Origin of the sequence: Leisingera sp. SS27, assembly GCF_028368855.1 — a bacterium.
Classification (GTDB): domain Bacteria; phylum Pseudomonadota; class Alphaproteobacteria; order Rhodobacterales; family Rhodobacteraceae; genus Leisingera.
The window spans coordinates 129,460-142,796 of sequence record NZ_JAQNCY010000004.1 but is presented as its reverse complement, the minus strand read 5'-3'; the positions used below and the strand labels follow the sequence as shown (position 1 = coordinate 142,796).

Below are 13,337 nucleotides of genomic sequence, written 5' to 3'. Positions count from 1 at the left end.
AAGAACGGAGGACAGGATGACACGCTCATTCACTACCCGCCGCGCCGCGCTGGGCGGCCTGTTGGCAGCAGCAGCCTTTGCAGGGGCGGCCGCGGCCCAGGACATCAGCGGCAGCTACCGCGCCGAAGGCCGCAACCCCGATGGCACCACCTATACCGGCACGGTGCAAATCCAGGACTATGGCGGTGCGATCGAGATGAGCTGGCAGGTCGGTGTCCAGGCCTATGCCGGGACCGGTACCCGCAACGGCGATGTGGTCTGGGTCGACTGGGGCGATACCTATCCGGTGGTCTACGTGCGGATGCCAAGCGGTGAGCTGCACGGCACCTGGTCCAACGGCCGCGCTTTGGAGCGGCTCATTCCATAACCTGCAGTGCCAGCACGAAGCGGACCACTTTCTCCGCAGGCATCTCGCAGGGTTTCAGCCGGGCACCGGACGTGAGCCGGTAGAGGTTGAGGCTGATGTAATCCGCGCCTCCCAGTTCCCGCGCCACCAGCTTCTGCGATTTGCCGCCGGCCAGGTCTTCGCGGGTCACCATGTACTTGCACCCTTCCGCAGTCCCGGTGAAGGCGCCCAGCGGCAGGGTGTCAAAAGCTGCAAGAAAGGCCTGCAGCTTTTCCGGTGTCACTTCTGGCCGATCCGCGGCTCTGTGCCTGCCCGCAGGCGGGTGATATTGGCCGAGTGGCGGATGAACACGACGGCCGCCAGCAGCAGCGCGAGAACCGCAACCTGCTGATAACCCAGCAGCAACGCCCAGGCCGCACCCGATGCGGCAGAGGTCAGCGCGCCCATTGAGGAGATCCGGCTGACTGCAGCCGCCGCCAGCCAGGTCAGGCAGCAAGCGATGCCCACCGGCCAGGCCAGCGCCAGCATCAGGCCCAGGAAGGTTGCCACCCCCTTGCCGCCCTTGAAGCGCAGCCAGACTGGAAAGCAATGGCCGAGGAAGGCCATCAGCCCAGCGGCCTGCGCCGCGTCCTCGCCCGCCAGAAACCGGGCCAGCAGCACTGCCGCCGCGCCCTTGCCGCCATCCAAAAGCAGCGTCAGTGCCGCGGCCGCCTTGCTGCCGGTGCGCAGCACGTTGGTAGTGCCAATATTGCCAGACCCGATTTCCCGCAGGTTGCCAAGGCCAAACGCCTTGGTGACCACCAGCCCGAACGGCACGGAGCCGAGACCGTAGCCAATCGCCGCCCACAGGATCAGCACAACGGCAGAGCTTTCTAGTACAGGCATCAGTCCCTCCGGTAGACGGGTTCGCCCGCCACGTAAGTTGCTTCGACCCGGCCCTGCATCCGCTGGCCGTCAAAAGGCGTGTTCTGCGACTTTGAACGCAGCGTGAAGCGGTCGAGCACAAACGGCACATCCGCATCGAACAGCACCAGATCGGCGGGCGCGCCCGCGGCCAGGCGGCCGCTTTCCAGCCCCAGCCGTTTGGCAGGGTTCAGCGACATGGCGCGGAACAGGGCGGGCAGGTCCAGAAGCTCGGCGTGGTACAGCCGCAATGCTGCTGGCAGAAGTGTCTCCAGCGCCACCGCACCGGCCGCAGCTTCCTCGAACGGCAGGCGCTTGCTTTCCTCATCCTGCGGCGTGTGCATGGAGGAGATGATGTCAATGAGCCCGGTCCGCACCGCCTCAACCACCGCCAGCCGGTCGTCCTCGGAGCGCAGCGGCGGTTTCACCTTGAAGAAGCTGCGGTATCCCGCCACATCCAGCTCATTGAGTGTCAGGTGATGGATAGAGGTGCCCGCGGTGATATCCAAACCGTTGGATTTGGCACGCTCCAGCGCGGGCAGGGCGCGTGCTGTCGTAATCTGGTCGGCATGGTATTTTGCGCCGGTCATTTCCAAGAGGGCAATATCGCGGTCCAGCCCCATCCGTTCCGCCATCGGTGACACCGCGGGCAAGCCATAAAGGGCAGCAAATTTGCCGCTGGTTGCAGCCGCGCCCTTGCTCAGAACAGGTTCCTGCGGATGCGCGATGACCAGCGCACCGCAGGAACGCGCATAGGTCAGCGCCCGCTGGAACACCTTGGTGTTGCTGACCACATGGTCGCAATCGCAAAAGGCAACCGCGCCGGCATCCATCAGAAAGCCGATCTCGGTCATTTCGCGGCCTTCGCGTCCCTTGGTCAGCGCCGCCATAGGCAGCACGTTCACCGGTGTATCCGCCTGGGCGCGGCGGGTGACAAACTCCAGCGCCTCCGGGCTGTCAATTGCCGGAGTGGTATCGGGCCGGGTGACGATTGTGGTCACGCCGCCCGCCGCCGCCGCCAGACCTGCGGACTTATAGCTTTCTTTGTGCCGCTCACCGGGTTCGCAGACCTTGACGCCGATATCGACGATCCCCGGCGCCAGGCATTTGCAGCCGCAGTCCACCTGGGTCACATCATTTGGTGAAAGGCCTTGCGCGTTCAGCATCCGCGCTGGGTCTGCAGTATCCTTTTCAACCGCCGCGATCCGTCCTTTCCGCACCAGAACTGCCCCCGGTGTGTCGGTTCCTGCCTCAGGGTCGATCAGGCGGGCGTTGATGAAGAGAGTGCTCATGCCTTGGCTCTTTCAATTGCGTTGAGGGTCGCGGCCGGGTCGGCCTGGTATTTGATCAGGTGCTTGTCACCGCCCTGGGTGATGACCTGCACATAGCTGCCCATGGTCTTGATGGCTTCGATTTGGGAGAGCGGCACGGAACGCCCCGCGGGGCCTGAGAGGGTCTCTTGCGTCAGGGTCCAGACCACTGCCAGTTCCTCGCTGGCCATGTACCAGCCGCGCAGGGCGATGGCAGCCAGCCCGCCAACGGCGCCTGTCCAGATATGCGGGCTGCCCATGAACCAGAGCACCGCCATAGCGCCGCCCATGCCAATTGCGGCCATCCAGGCGTGGGCGCGGACGTAGGCGCTGCGGTCTGGTTTGAATTCTATGTTCGCCATCAGAACACCAGCAGCCATGCAATCAGGGCGATCAGGGCCATGACAATGGCAAACAGCGCAGCCCCGATGCGGCGGGCCTGCGAACGGGCCTCGCGGGGGGGCAACTTGGGTGCGGAATAGGGCTTGGCGCTCTCGGCAGTCTCAGGAGCAGCATTCCAATTGGTCCGCCGTTCACCATAGGTGCCCTTCAGCACGATCTGGTCCGCCGGGGTGAGCCGCGTCTCTTCACCGCCAAAAGCACGGGAGCGGATCAGCAGCACATGGCCTTCCAGGGTCTGCAGTATTTCCCGGTCTTCTTCGACCTGCGCCCGCGGCACGCCGCAGCCCTCGGTCAGGTAACCGGTCAAGCCGATATCCTCCAGGTCTGAGACCGGAAAGATCTCCACCTGTTCCATGTCCAGCGCTTTGATCCCCAGAACCTGAGCCAGCGCGCCGGGTTCCTTCAGAAACGCTGCCTGCTCGGGCCGCATGGCGAGCTCAAACAGACGGATTACGCCACGCTCGCCCGCCGGGATATGGATCACGCCCTCCAAGCGGCTCAGCCTGCTTTGGCCTGGCGTTCGGCGCGCAGGTTGCGGGCCAGGAGGTCCATCGCCGCCATCCGCACCGCCACACCCATCTCGACCTGCTCCTGAATGACCGAGCGGTTGATGTCGTCAGCGAGCGTGCCGTCAATCTCGACCCCGCGGTTCATTGGCCCGGGGTGCATGACGATGGCGTCGGGCTTGGCGCGGCCAAGCTTGTCAGCATCCAGCCCATAGCGGTGGTAATACTCGCGCTCCGACGGGATGAAGCCGCCATCCATGCGTTCCTTCTGCAGGCGCAGCATCATCACCACATCAACGTCCTTCAGCCCCTCGCGCATGTCGTCGTAAATCTCGGCGCCGAACTCAGCGAACTGGCCGGGCACCAAGGTCGGCGGGCCGATCAGGCGGATGCGGTTTTCCATCTTGCCCAAGAGGATCAGGTTCGAGCGCGCAACGCGGCTGTGCGCTATGTCGCCGCAAATCGCTATGTTCAGCCGGTGCAGGCGGCCCTTGGAACGGCGGATGGTCAGTGCATCCAGCAGAGCCTGGGTCGGGTGCTCGTGCTTGCCGTCGCCCGCATTCAGCACCGCGCAGTTCACCTTCTGGGCCAGCAGATCCACCGCGCCTGAATGCGGGTGACGGACGACCAGCAGGTCAGGGTGCATCGCATTCAGCGTCATCGCGGTGTCGATCAGGGTCTCGCCCTTTTTGATCGAGGACGCCTGCATCGCCATGTTCATCACATCGGCGCCCAGCCGCTTGCCCGCAAGTTCAAACGACGCTTGGGTGCGGGTGGAGTTTTCAAAGAACATGTTGATCTGGGTGAGCCCCGCCAGCACATCGGAGTGCTTCTCCGGGCGGCGGTTCAGCGCCACATAGTCGTCGGCCAGATCAAGGATCGCGGTGATCTCATGCGGCTTCAGCGGTTCGATGCCAAGCAAATGGCGGTGTTCGAAGGACATATGGGGCAGCTCCGCTTGATTTGCCGGTTCTTATAGGCGGGGGGGGCAGAACGGGCAACGGCTGCTTGCAGGATGCGGTCAGAGAATTTGAGTATTTGCAGCAAGATGACAGGGAGGTGTTCCGCTTATCCGGCAGGCGGAGTAGCTTGGGCGCATGGAATCGGCATTGGATTACTGGAGCGCGCGTGCGCTGTTGGAGTGGCAGGCGGAGCTTGGCGCCACTGAGGCGCTGTGCGACGAGCCGGTCGACCGCTATGCGCTGGAACAGGCCGCCCCCAAGCCGAAACCGGGTGCCGCCCCGGCGCCGCCGCCTAAGCCCAAGGAGGTTGATCCGGTCGAGGTGGCACAGAAGGCGGCCAGTGGCGCAGCCTCGCTGCCTGCCTTGCGCGGTGCGATGGAAGGCTTCAGCCACTGCGACCTGAAGCGCGGCGCCCGCAATCTGGTGTTCTCCGACGGACAGGCAGGCGCGCGGGTGATGGTCATCGGCGAAGCCCCGGGCCGCGATGAGGATCTGCAGGGCAAGCCCTTTGTCGGCCGCGCCGGACAGCTTCTGGACAAAATGCTGGAAGCGATCGGCCTCAGCCGCGCGGAAAACGTCTATATCACCAATGTGCTGCCCTGGCGGCCGCCGCAGAACCGCGACCCGCTGCCCGCTGAGATCTCGATGCTGACACCCTTTCTGGAAAGGCATGTTGCACTGGCTGAGCCTGAGATCTTGGTGCTGATGGGCAATATCAGCTGTCAGGCGGTATTGGGAAAACGCGGCATCACCCGGCTGCGCGGACAGTGGGATCAGGCCTGGAGCAAGCCGGTAATACCGATGTTCCACCCTGCCTATCTGCTGCGTCAGCCCGCGCAGAAACGGCTGGCCTGGGCCGATCTTTTGGAATTGAAGGCACGGCTTGGGAGCTTGACCTGAGGTAGTTCCATGAAAATTCTGGCGTTCTCCGATCTGCATCTTTCTGCCTCTCATGCCGCAGATATCGTCGCTGCCAGTGCGGGTGCGGATCTGGTCATCGGCGCCGGCGATTTCTGCAACATGCGGATGGGGATGGACAGTGCCGTTGCCATGCTGTCGGGACTGAAGGCGCCGATGGTGGCCGTGCCCGGCAATGGCGAAAGCGCCGATGAGTTGCGCGCAGCAGGGTTTGCGAACACCACGGTCCTGCATGGCGAAGGCACTGACATCGAGGGCCTGCGCCTGTTCGGTCTGGGCTATGGTGTGCCCGAGACACCCTTTGGCGGCTGGTCCTGCGACCTGAGCGAGGTGCAGGCGGGGGTGATGCTGGCGGCCTGCGATCACGCAGATATCCTGATTTCCCATTCACCGCCCAAGGGGTTCGGGGATGTGACGTCCGGCGGACTGTCCGTGGGGTCCACCGCGGTCTGCGCTGCGGCCGAGCGAATCCAGCCGCAGCTGTTGCTGTGCGGCCATGTGCATGATTGCTGGGGCTTTCGCGGCAAATTGGGGAAGACGGAGGTGGCAAACCTCGGTCCCGGTTTGAATTGGTTCGAGGTGGAACCATGATTGATCCCGTGACCCTGCTGGCCTTTGTCCCGGCAGCGCTGGCACTGAACCTGACACCGGGTGCGGACATGATGTTCTGCCTCGGCCAGGGGCTGCGCTCCGGCCGCGCTGCAGCGGTGGCGGCCAGTGCAGGCATTTCGGCAGGCAGCATAGTGCATGTCGCGCTGGCAGGTCTCGGACTGGGCGCTGTGGTTGCTGCCATGCCAGCGCTGTTTGACCTGATCCGCTGGATCGGAGTGGGGTACCTTCTGTATCTCGCCTGGAACGCTCTCCGCAGCGGTCCGGTCACGGAGGACAAACCCGCAGAGCCCGCCCGGCGGGCGTTCCGCACCGGCTTTCTTGTCAACCTTACCAACCCCAAGGTGATTCTGTTTGTGCTGGCCTTTGTGCCGCAATTCGTGAAGCCCGAAGCGGGGCCGGTGCTGGCGCAGTTTATGGTTTTTGGCCTGATCCTGGCTGCGGGCGGGTTTGTCATCAACGGTCTCGTAGGCATTTTTGCAGGCCAGGCGGGCAGACAGCTGGCGGGCTCGCAGTTGTTTGCGCGCTGGCTGGGCCGGATCTCGGCCGGAATTTTCGCAGGGCTGGCCGTGCGGCTGGCAATCATGGAGAGGGCGTAGATGTCCCGTATCGACGAAAGCATGGAATTCATCCCGGTCCGCATCGCGGTCCTGACGGTCTCGGACAGCCGCAAGATGGTGGACGACCGCTCCGGCCAGGTGCTGGTCGACCGGCTGCGCGAGGCTGGCCACACCCTGGCTGACCGCAAGATCATCCCCGATGAGCGCGCAGAGATCGCTGCTCAGCTGCGCGCCTGGATCGCCGACACCAAGGTCGACGTGGTGATTTCCACCGGCGGCACCGGCCTGACGGGGCGCGATGTGACGGTGGAGGCGCACCGTGACGTCTACGAGAAGGAGATCGAGGCCTTTGGAACCGTCTTCACCATGGTCTCGATGCAAAAGATCGGCACCAGCGCGGTCCAGTCACGGGCCACCGGCGGCGTTGCGGGCGGCACCTATTTGTTTGCGCTGCCCGGCAGCCCAGGCGCGTGCAAGGACGGCTGGGACGAAATCCTGTTAAAACAGCTCGATTACCGCCACCGCCCCTGCAATTTCGTGGAAATCATGCCCAGATTGGAGGAGCATCTGCGCCGGAAGTAACCTTGCGCTGCGTGTAACCTCGCAAACCTGCGCGGAAAATCCTATATTTCCAAGCGGGCACAAGGCTTTTGCGCCTACCGGCCCATGCGCGGCCCCGGCAGCCGCCGCCACCGGAAGGGAGAGACATGCGCTTTTTGCGTCAGAGTTTGATGGGGCTTTTCCTGGCGTCGCTGACGGCGGCCATGCTGCTTTATGCCGGGCAGCTGATCTTTGGCGCTATAGAGGCGCAGCTCAACGCTGAACGCAAACCGCCGCCGGTGCGCGAGCGGGTCTTTGCAGTCAATGTTGTGACCGCGGATCTGCAGACGGTGGCACCGGAACTCACAGCCTTTGGCCGCGTCGAAAGCCGCCGCACTCTGGAACTGCGCACTGCTGCAGGTGGCCGGATTGTGCAGCTGTCTGAGGATTTTGAAGAAGGCGGTGCCGTCCGGGCGGGCGAGGTGCTCGTGCAAGTCGATCCGGCGGATGCCCAGGCCGCGCTGGACCGGGCCGAGGCTGACATGATGGATGCCCGCGCCGAGGAACGCGATGCCGGACGCGCGCTGATCCTGGCGCAGGACGAGCTTCAGGCGACGCAGGATCAGGCGCAGCTGCGCGAACGCGCCTTCCAGCGGCAGGTGGATCTGCAGGAGCGCGGGGTCGGCACTGCGGCCACGGTGGAAACCGCAGAGCTTGCCGCGGTTCAGGCCCGCCAGACCGTGATCTCGCGCCGTCAGGCCGTAAGCCAGGCAGAGGCGCGCGCAGATCAGGCCGCCACCCGGGTGGCCCGGGCGCAGATTGCGCTGGATGAAGCACGGCGGGATTTAGATGACACCACCATCAAGGCGGGCTTTGATGGCACGCTGCAGTCGGTCAGCCTGGTGCAGGGCCGGCTGGTGTCTGCCAACGAGAAACTCGCGGATCTGGTTGACCCGGACTTGCTGGAGGTGGCGTTCAGGGTCTCCACCGCGCAATACGCCCGGCTGCTGGACAGCGACGGGCGCCTGTTGCAGGCGCCGGTGCGGGTGGCGCTGGACGCGGCTGGTGCGGGCCTCAGTGCAACCGGGCTGATATCACGTGCCAGCGGTGCCGCGGGCGACGGGCAAACCGGGCGGCTGGTCTATGCCAGTTTGGATGCTGCCCCCGGGTTCAAACCTGAAGATTTCGTCACTGTTCATGTGACAGAGCCGGAGGTCCGTGCGGTGGCGCGGGTTGCGGCCTCTGCACTGGGCGCGGACGGCACCGTTCTGCTGTTGGGTGAAGAGGACCGGCTGGAGGCGCTGCCTGTCGAATTAGTCCGCCGTCAGGGCGATGATGTTCTGATCCGCGGCTCAGGACTGGAAGGCCGCGAGGTTGTCACCGGGCGCACGCCCCTGCTGGGGGCTGGCATCAAGGTGCGCCCCTTGCGGCAGGGGGCAGAAGCGCAGACTCTGCCGGAGCTGATCGAACTCACGGACGAGCGCCGCGCCCGGCTGGTGGCGCTGGTTGAAGGCAACAGCCGGATGCCCTCTGAGATGAAGGCTAAAATGCTTCAGCAGCTGGCAGAGGCCAAGGTGCCTGCACAGCTGATCAGCCGGATTGAAGCCCGGATGGGAGGCTGAACCCGATGGCGCGCAGGCTCCCCCGGCAGGCCCGCGGGCTGTTCAGCTATTTCACCCGCCACCGTACCGCGGCCAACCTTTTGCTGGTGATCATGCTGGTGCTGGGCGCGGCGGCGATGCCCAACATGCGGGCGCAGTTCTTTCCGGATGTGATCGTCGAGCGCGTCACCGTCTCCGTCGAATGGGAAGGTGCCGGTCCCGAAGATGTGGACAGCGCCATCGTGCAGGTGCTGGAGCCCGCGCTGCTTGCCGTCGACGGAGTTGAGGAAACTTCCTCGATCTCCCGCGAAGGGCTGGCGACCCTGACCTTGGAGTTTGAGCCCGGCTCCGACATGGGCCAGGCCACAGACGATGTGCAGACCGCGGTGGACGGGATCACCACCCTGCCGGAGGAGGCGGAGGAGCCGGAGGTGCGCCGCGGCGCTTGGCGGGACCGCGTGACAGATGTGGTGATCACCGGGCCGGTCGGGGCGGGGCAGCTGGGCCTTTTTGCCGACGAGCTGGTTGTGCGCCTCTTTGAGGCCGGTGTCACCCGCACCACAATCCGCGGCGTGGCGGCGCCGGAAACGATTGTAGAGGTGCCCACTGCCAAGCTGATCACCCACAACATCACCATGCGCGAGATCGCGGAGGCGATTGGCGCAGAGGTAGATGCAGACCCTGCAGGCGATGTGAGCGGCGCCAACGCCCGCGTGCGCACCGGCAGCGAAAAGCGCAAGCCGGACGAGCTGGCGGCCATCGTGCTGCGCACCAACGCTGACGGTTCTGTGCTGACCATCGCCGATGTGGCGCAGATCCGGGTTGAGGGGGTGGACCGCAACCGCTCCTACTTCGTGGATGACAACCCGGCGATGTCGATCCGGGTGGACCGCTCCGATCAGGGCAACGCCATCCGCCTGCAGGCACAGGTGCAGGAGGTCGTGGATGAGATGCAGGCCAGCCTGCCGCAGGGAGTGACGGCGGAACTGATCCGGACCCGCGCCCAGTCCATCACTGACCGCCTGGATATCCTGGTCGACAATGGCCTGATGGGGCTTGGCCTGGTGCTGTGCCTCTTGTTCCTGTTCCTGAACACCCGCATCGCCTTTTGGGTGGCAATGGGGATCCCGGCCTCGATGTTTGCCGCCGTTGCGCTGATGTATGCCGCGGGGATCACCATCAACATGGTCAGCCTGTTTGGTCTGATCATCACCCTTGGAATCGTGGTGGATGATGCCATCGTGGTCGGGGAACATGCCGATTTCCGGGTCCGGCGGCTGGGCGAAAGCCCCATGCAAGCAGCGGAGAACGCCGCCCGCCGTATGGCAATGCCGGTCTTTGCCGCAACCCTCACAACCATCATCGCCTTCTTTGGGCTGGTGCTGGTGGGCGGGCGCTTCGGCGAGCTGATCCGCGACATTCCCTTTACCGTGATTGCGGTGCTGGCGGCCTCCCTGGTGGAATGCTTCCTGATCCTGCCCAACCATCTGGCCCACGCGCTGACCCATGCTCAGGCGCGCCACTGGTACGACTGGCCGAACAGGATGGTGAACCGCGGCTTCCGCTGGCTGCGCGACCACGCGTTCCGGCCTCTGATGGGTTACGTCGTGACCGCCCGCTATGCTGTTCTGGCGGGGGCTGTGGCAATTCTGGCCAGTCAGGCCGCGCTGTTTATCAACGGCGATGTGCAGTGGCGCTTCTTCAACGCGCCGGAGCGTGGTTCGGTCACCGGCAACTTCGCCATGGTGGAGGGCGCCAGCCGCGCCGACACCATGATGATGATGCAGGAGATGCAGCGTGCGACAGAGGCGCTGGGCGCTGAATACGCAGAACGCTACGGTCGCAACCCGCTGGATTTCGTGATGGCCGAAACCGGCGGCAATGCAGGCCGCGGCCTCAGCGGGGTGGAGGCAAAGGACACCGACCTCCTTGGCGGCATCTCAATCGAACTGATCGACGCCGACCTGCGTCCCTATTCCAGCTTTGCCTTTGTGGCGGAACTGCAGGAGCGGGTGGTGAGTCACCCGATGGTCGAGACGATTTCCTTCCGCAGCTGGCGGTCGGGGCCTGGCGGCGACGCGCTGGACGTGCAGTTTTCCGGCCCCAGCGTGCAGGTGCTGAAAGATGCCTCCGAAGACCTGAAAACCGCGTTGCTGCGCTTTCCGGAAGTTTCAGCGGTTGAGGACAATCTCGCCTACGACAAAGAGGAAGTGATCCTCGATCTGACCCCGCAGGGCCAGGCGCTGAACTTTACCATCGGCAGCCTGGGGCAGGCGCTTCGGGCACGGCTCAACGGGATCGAGGCCGCGACCTATCCCGATGGTCCGCGCAGCGCCACCATCCGCGTGGAACTGCCGGAGAACGAACTGACCGCCGATTTCCTGGAGCGCACCCTTATGCGGGCCCCCAGCGGCATCTACGTGCCGCTTGCCGATATTGTCTCCGTGACCCAGCGTACCGGGTTCTCTACCGTGCTCCGCGAAAACGGTATTCGGGTTATCAGCGTGACGGGTGATATTTCCGAAGACGATCCCGCGCGTGCGGAGGCAGTGACCCAGGCCCTGCAGGACGAGATTCTGCCGAAGATCGCCAGTGAGCGGCAGGTTGAATGGCGTCTTTCCGGACTGGCAGAGCAGGAACAGACCTTCCTGCAGGAGGCGGGCACCGGGCTGATCCTCTGCCTCACCGGGATCTATCTGGTGCTGTCCTGGATCTTTGCCAGCTGGACCCGGCCGCTGGTGGTGATGGCGATTATCCCCTTCGGCCTCGTCGGCACCATCTGGGGCCACTACGTGTGGGAGGTGCCGCTGTCCATGTTCACCGTGGTGGGCCTGTTGGGAATGACCGGGATCATTATCAACGACTCAATCGTGCTGGTAACGACGATCGACCAATATGCTCAGGACCGCGGGCTGATCCCGTCGATCATCGACGCGGCAGCAGACCGGCTGCGCCCGGTGATGCTGACCACGATGACCACGGTGCTGGGCCTGGCGCCCTTGCTGTTTGAACGCTCACAGCAGGCACAGTTCCTGAAACCTACGGTGATTACCTTGGTCTATGGCTTGGGATTCGGGATGTTCCTGGTGCTGCTGGTGGTGCCTGCGCTGGTGGCGATGCAGCGCGATCTGTCGCGGCCGCTCACTTCCTTGCGCCGTGCGCTGCGGCAGGGGGCAGGCCGCCTGCGCTGGCTGGTGCTGGGCACAGCGCTGGCGCAACTGGGCTGGCTGGTGCTGACGCTGGGCTGGGCGATGGCATCCGGCGCCTTGCACCCCGCGCTGCGGATGATCCCGGCACTGGCAGCAATGGAGCCGGTGAAGGCCGGATTGCTGGCTTTCCTTCTGGGCGCCTTCGCGCTGGCGCTTCTTGCCTATGCAGCGGGCGGTATTGCCTACCGGCTCAACGCCCGCCAGCGGGCCTGAGCCAGCAGCGCCACATCGCCGACCTGATCCAGAAGCTGCAGCCCGCGGGTTTCGATTTCTGTGATCGGGATCCATTCGGCCTGTTCAGCGTCATCATCAGGCACCGGTTCGCCGCTTACGTGTTCGCACAGCACCACGGTCAGCAGATACTGCCGCTGCGCCACACCGGACGCATGGCGCGAGATCACATCCACATTGGTGAGATACTCCAGCGGCCGGGCGGTCACGCCGGTCTCCTCCATCAGCTCGCGTGCAGCGGCCTGCAGGGCGGTCTCGCCCATCTCCACATGGCCGCCGGGAAAGCCCCACCAGCCTGCGTTCGGTTCCTTGCCGCGCTGCACCAGAATGACATGGTCCTGCCCGCCGAAATGGCGGCAGACCACGGCAATTGTACCCAGAACCGGGCGGGCAGGGCTGCCGGCTGCGCTCATCCCGCGCTGCAGCCCTGAATGTCAACAGCGTGGTTTTTCCCAAGCACGGTGATCCGCAGCTGCGAGCGGTCAATGGCATAAGGACTGCCGTGCGCGGGGAGAAACTCGGTCTCCGCCACCAGCTGCCCGCCCTCGCGGCGGGTCTTGGTTTCACCTGCGTAAAGCTTGGGGTTGCCCGGTTCGATCACCGCAACCTCCTCACCGCCGGCAGAGGGCATCGAGATGCGGGCGGTGACCGTCATGCCGTATTGCGACGGGCGCAGGCTGCAGGTGGCCTTGCGCACGCCGGCCTCCTTGGCTGACCAGGGGCGGTTCGCCATGGCTGCAGCAATTGCCGGGTGGCGGCCTGCGCTGCCGTCCAGTTCCTGGTCGAACTTCAGCTCGGCCGGCACGCAGACATCCTTGCACACCCCCAGCTGCATCCGCCCTTTGAGGCGCACCGGCTTGCCTGGGGTCGCAGGCGTGATCTCCAGCGGCAGCACCAGCTGGTCATGATAACCAATGGTTCGGTAGCCGGAGGTCAGGAAAACCTCGGGCGAAGGCCAGGTGATCGACAGCCCGCCGACATTGCGCGCCCCGCGCCAGGAAAAACTGGGCGGGATGCCCGCATCTCCGGGTGCGCGCCAATAGGTCTTCCATCCCGGCTGCAGGGTGATCCGAAGCGCCCCCATATGGGTGCCGCGGGACGTCATCCCGCCATCCAGCACCTCGACCTGCACGATATCGCTGTCCGCAGCGCCGGCAAATGCAGACGACCCGCTTGCAGCAGCCAGCAAAGCTGCCGCGGCAGCAGTGGTTTTGAGCATTGTCCGTTTCATACCCGAATA

Annotated in this window: 15 protein-coding genes; 7 read left to right on the top strand and 8 right to left on the bottom strand. The window is 64.7% G+C overall.

Features of this window, described 5'->3' with window-relative positions:
- Positions 1-16 precede the first annotated feature (16 nt).
- Complete coding sequence (gene lfb1 / locus N6L27_RS10740; RefSeq protein WP_271907248.1) at positions 17-367, top strand: LIC10280 family protein; 351 nt, start codon at positions 17-19, stop codon at positions 365-367.
- Here lfb1 and N6L27_RS10735 read toward each other — a convergent pair.
- From N6L27_RS10735 to N6L27_RS10710, 6 genes are read right to left on the bottom strand one after another with little or no spacing between them, the layout of a single operon-like run.
- On the bottom strand, positions 357-629 hold the full coding sequence (locus N6L27_RS10735) for a hypothetical protein (RefSeq protein ID WP_271907247.1): 273 nt from the start codon (positions 627-629) through the stop codon (positions 357-359). The genes lfb1 and N6L27_RS10735 overlap by 11 nt on opposite strands.
- The gene (plsY, locus tag N6L27_RS10730; protein ID WP_271907246.1) at positions 626-1,231 is read right to left on the bottom strand and encodes a glycerol-3-phosphate 1-O-acyltransferase PlsY; all 606 of its coding nucleotides are present in this window, start codon (positions 1,229-1,231) and stop codon (positions 626-628) included. The genes N6L27_RS10735 and plsY overlap by 4 nt, the downstream gene beginning before the upstream one ends.
- Positions 1,231-2,541, bottom strand: coding sequence for a dihydroorotase (pyrC, locus tag N6L27_RS10725; RefSeq protein WP_271907244.1), 1,311 nt, complete (start codon positions 2,539-2,541; stop codon positions 1,231-1,233). Before pyrC ends, plsY begins: the two co-directional genes overlap by 1 nt.
- A complete protein-coding gene (locus tag N6L27_RS10720; protein WP_271907243.1) occupies positions 2,538-2,921 on the bottom strand; it encodes a hypothetical protein in 384 nt (127 codons plus the stop codon). The genes pyrC and N6L27_RS10720 overlap by 4 nt, the downstream gene beginning before the upstream one ends.
- Positions 2,921-3,454 (bottom strand): hypothetical protein, encoded by a 534-nt coding sequence (locus N6L27_RS10715; RefSeq protein WP_271907242.1) that lies wholly within the window; start codon positions 3,452-3,454, stop codon positions 2,921-2,923. The genes N6L27_RS10720 and N6L27_RS10715 overlap by 1 nt, the downstream gene beginning before the upstream one ends.
- 5 nt (positions 3,455-3,459) lie before the next feature.
- Positions 3,460-4,410 (bottom strand): aspartate carbamoyltransferase catalytic subunit, encoded by a 951-nt coding sequence (locus N6L27_RS10710; protein WP_271907241.1) that lies wholly within the window; start codon positions 4,408-4,410, stop codon positions 3,460-3,462.
- Positions 4,411-4,564: 154 nt separating this feature from the next.
- On the opposite strand from N6L27_RS10710, the gene N6L27_RS10705 reads away from it, so the two are divergent.
- The 6 genes from N6L27_RS10705 to N6L27_RS10680 all read left to right on the top strand — a co-directional run bounded on the left by N6L27_RS10705 (position 4,565) and on the right by N6L27_RS10680 (position 12,079).
- Positions 4,565-5,329 (top strand): uracil-DNA glycosylase, encoded by a 765-nt coding sequence (locus tag N6L27_RS10705; RefSeq protein ID WP_271907240.1) that lies wholly within the window; start codon positions 4,565-4,567, stop codon positions 5,327-5,329.
- Positions 5,330-5,338: 9 nt separating this feature from the next.
- Positions 5,339-5,938 carry a metallophosphoesterase family protein gene (locus tag N6L27_RS10700; protein WP_271907239.1) on the top strand — a complete coding sequence of 200 codons (600 nt, stop codon included), beginning with the start codon at positions 5,339-5,341 and terminating at the stop codon, positions 5,936-5,938.
- Positions 5,935-6,555: a LysE family translocator gene (locus N6L27_RS10695; protein WP_271907238.1), complete on the top strand. Its 621-nt coding sequence runs from the start codon at positions 5,935-5,937 to the stop codon at positions 6,553-6,555. The genes N6L27_RS10700 and N6L27_RS10695 overlap by 4 nt, the downstream gene beginning before the upstream one ends.
- Positions 6,556-7,098, top strand: a complete 543-nt coding sequence (moaB, locus tag N6L27_RS10690) for a molybdenum cofactor biosynthesis protein B (RefSeq protein ID WP_271907237.1) — start codon at positions 6,556-6,558, stop codon at positions 7,096-7,098.
- Between the two features lie 125 nt (positions 7,099-7,223).
- Complete coding sequence (locus N6L27_RS10685; RefSeq protein WP_271907236.1) at positions 7,224-8,678, top strand: efflux RND transporter periplasmic adaptor subunit; 1,455 nt, start codon at positions 7,224-7,226, stop codon at positions 8,676-8,678.
- Between the two features lie 5 nt (positions 8,679-8,683).
- Positions 8,684-12,079 carry an efflux RND transporter permease subunit gene (locus N6L27_RS10680; protein WP_271907235.1) on the top strand — a complete coding sequence of 1,132 codons (3,396 nt, stop codon included), beginning with the start codon at positions 8,684-8,686 and terminating at the stop codon, positions 12,077-12,079.
- On the opposite strand, the gene N6L27_RS10675 is transcribed toward N6L27_RS10680, so the two are convergent.
- Both N6L27_RS10675 and N6L27_RS10670 read right to left on the bottom strand, forming a co-directional pair.
- On the bottom strand, positions 12,049-12,510 hold the full coding sequence (locus N6L27_RS10675; protein WP_271907234.1) for an NUDIX hydrolase: 462 nt from the start codon (positions 12,508-12,510) through the stop codon (positions 12,049-12,051). The genes N6L27_RS10680 and N6L27_RS10675 overlap by 31 nt on opposite strands.
- Entirely contained in the window at positions 12,507-13,328 is an 822-nt protein-coding gene (locus tag N6L27_RS10670) for a protein-disulfide reductase DsbD domain-containing protein (protein ID WP_271907233.1), read from the bottom strand. The genes N6L27_RS10675 and N6L27_RS10670 overlap by 4 nt, the downstream gene beginning before the upstream one ends.
- Positions 13,329-13,337 lie beyond the last annotated feature (9 nt).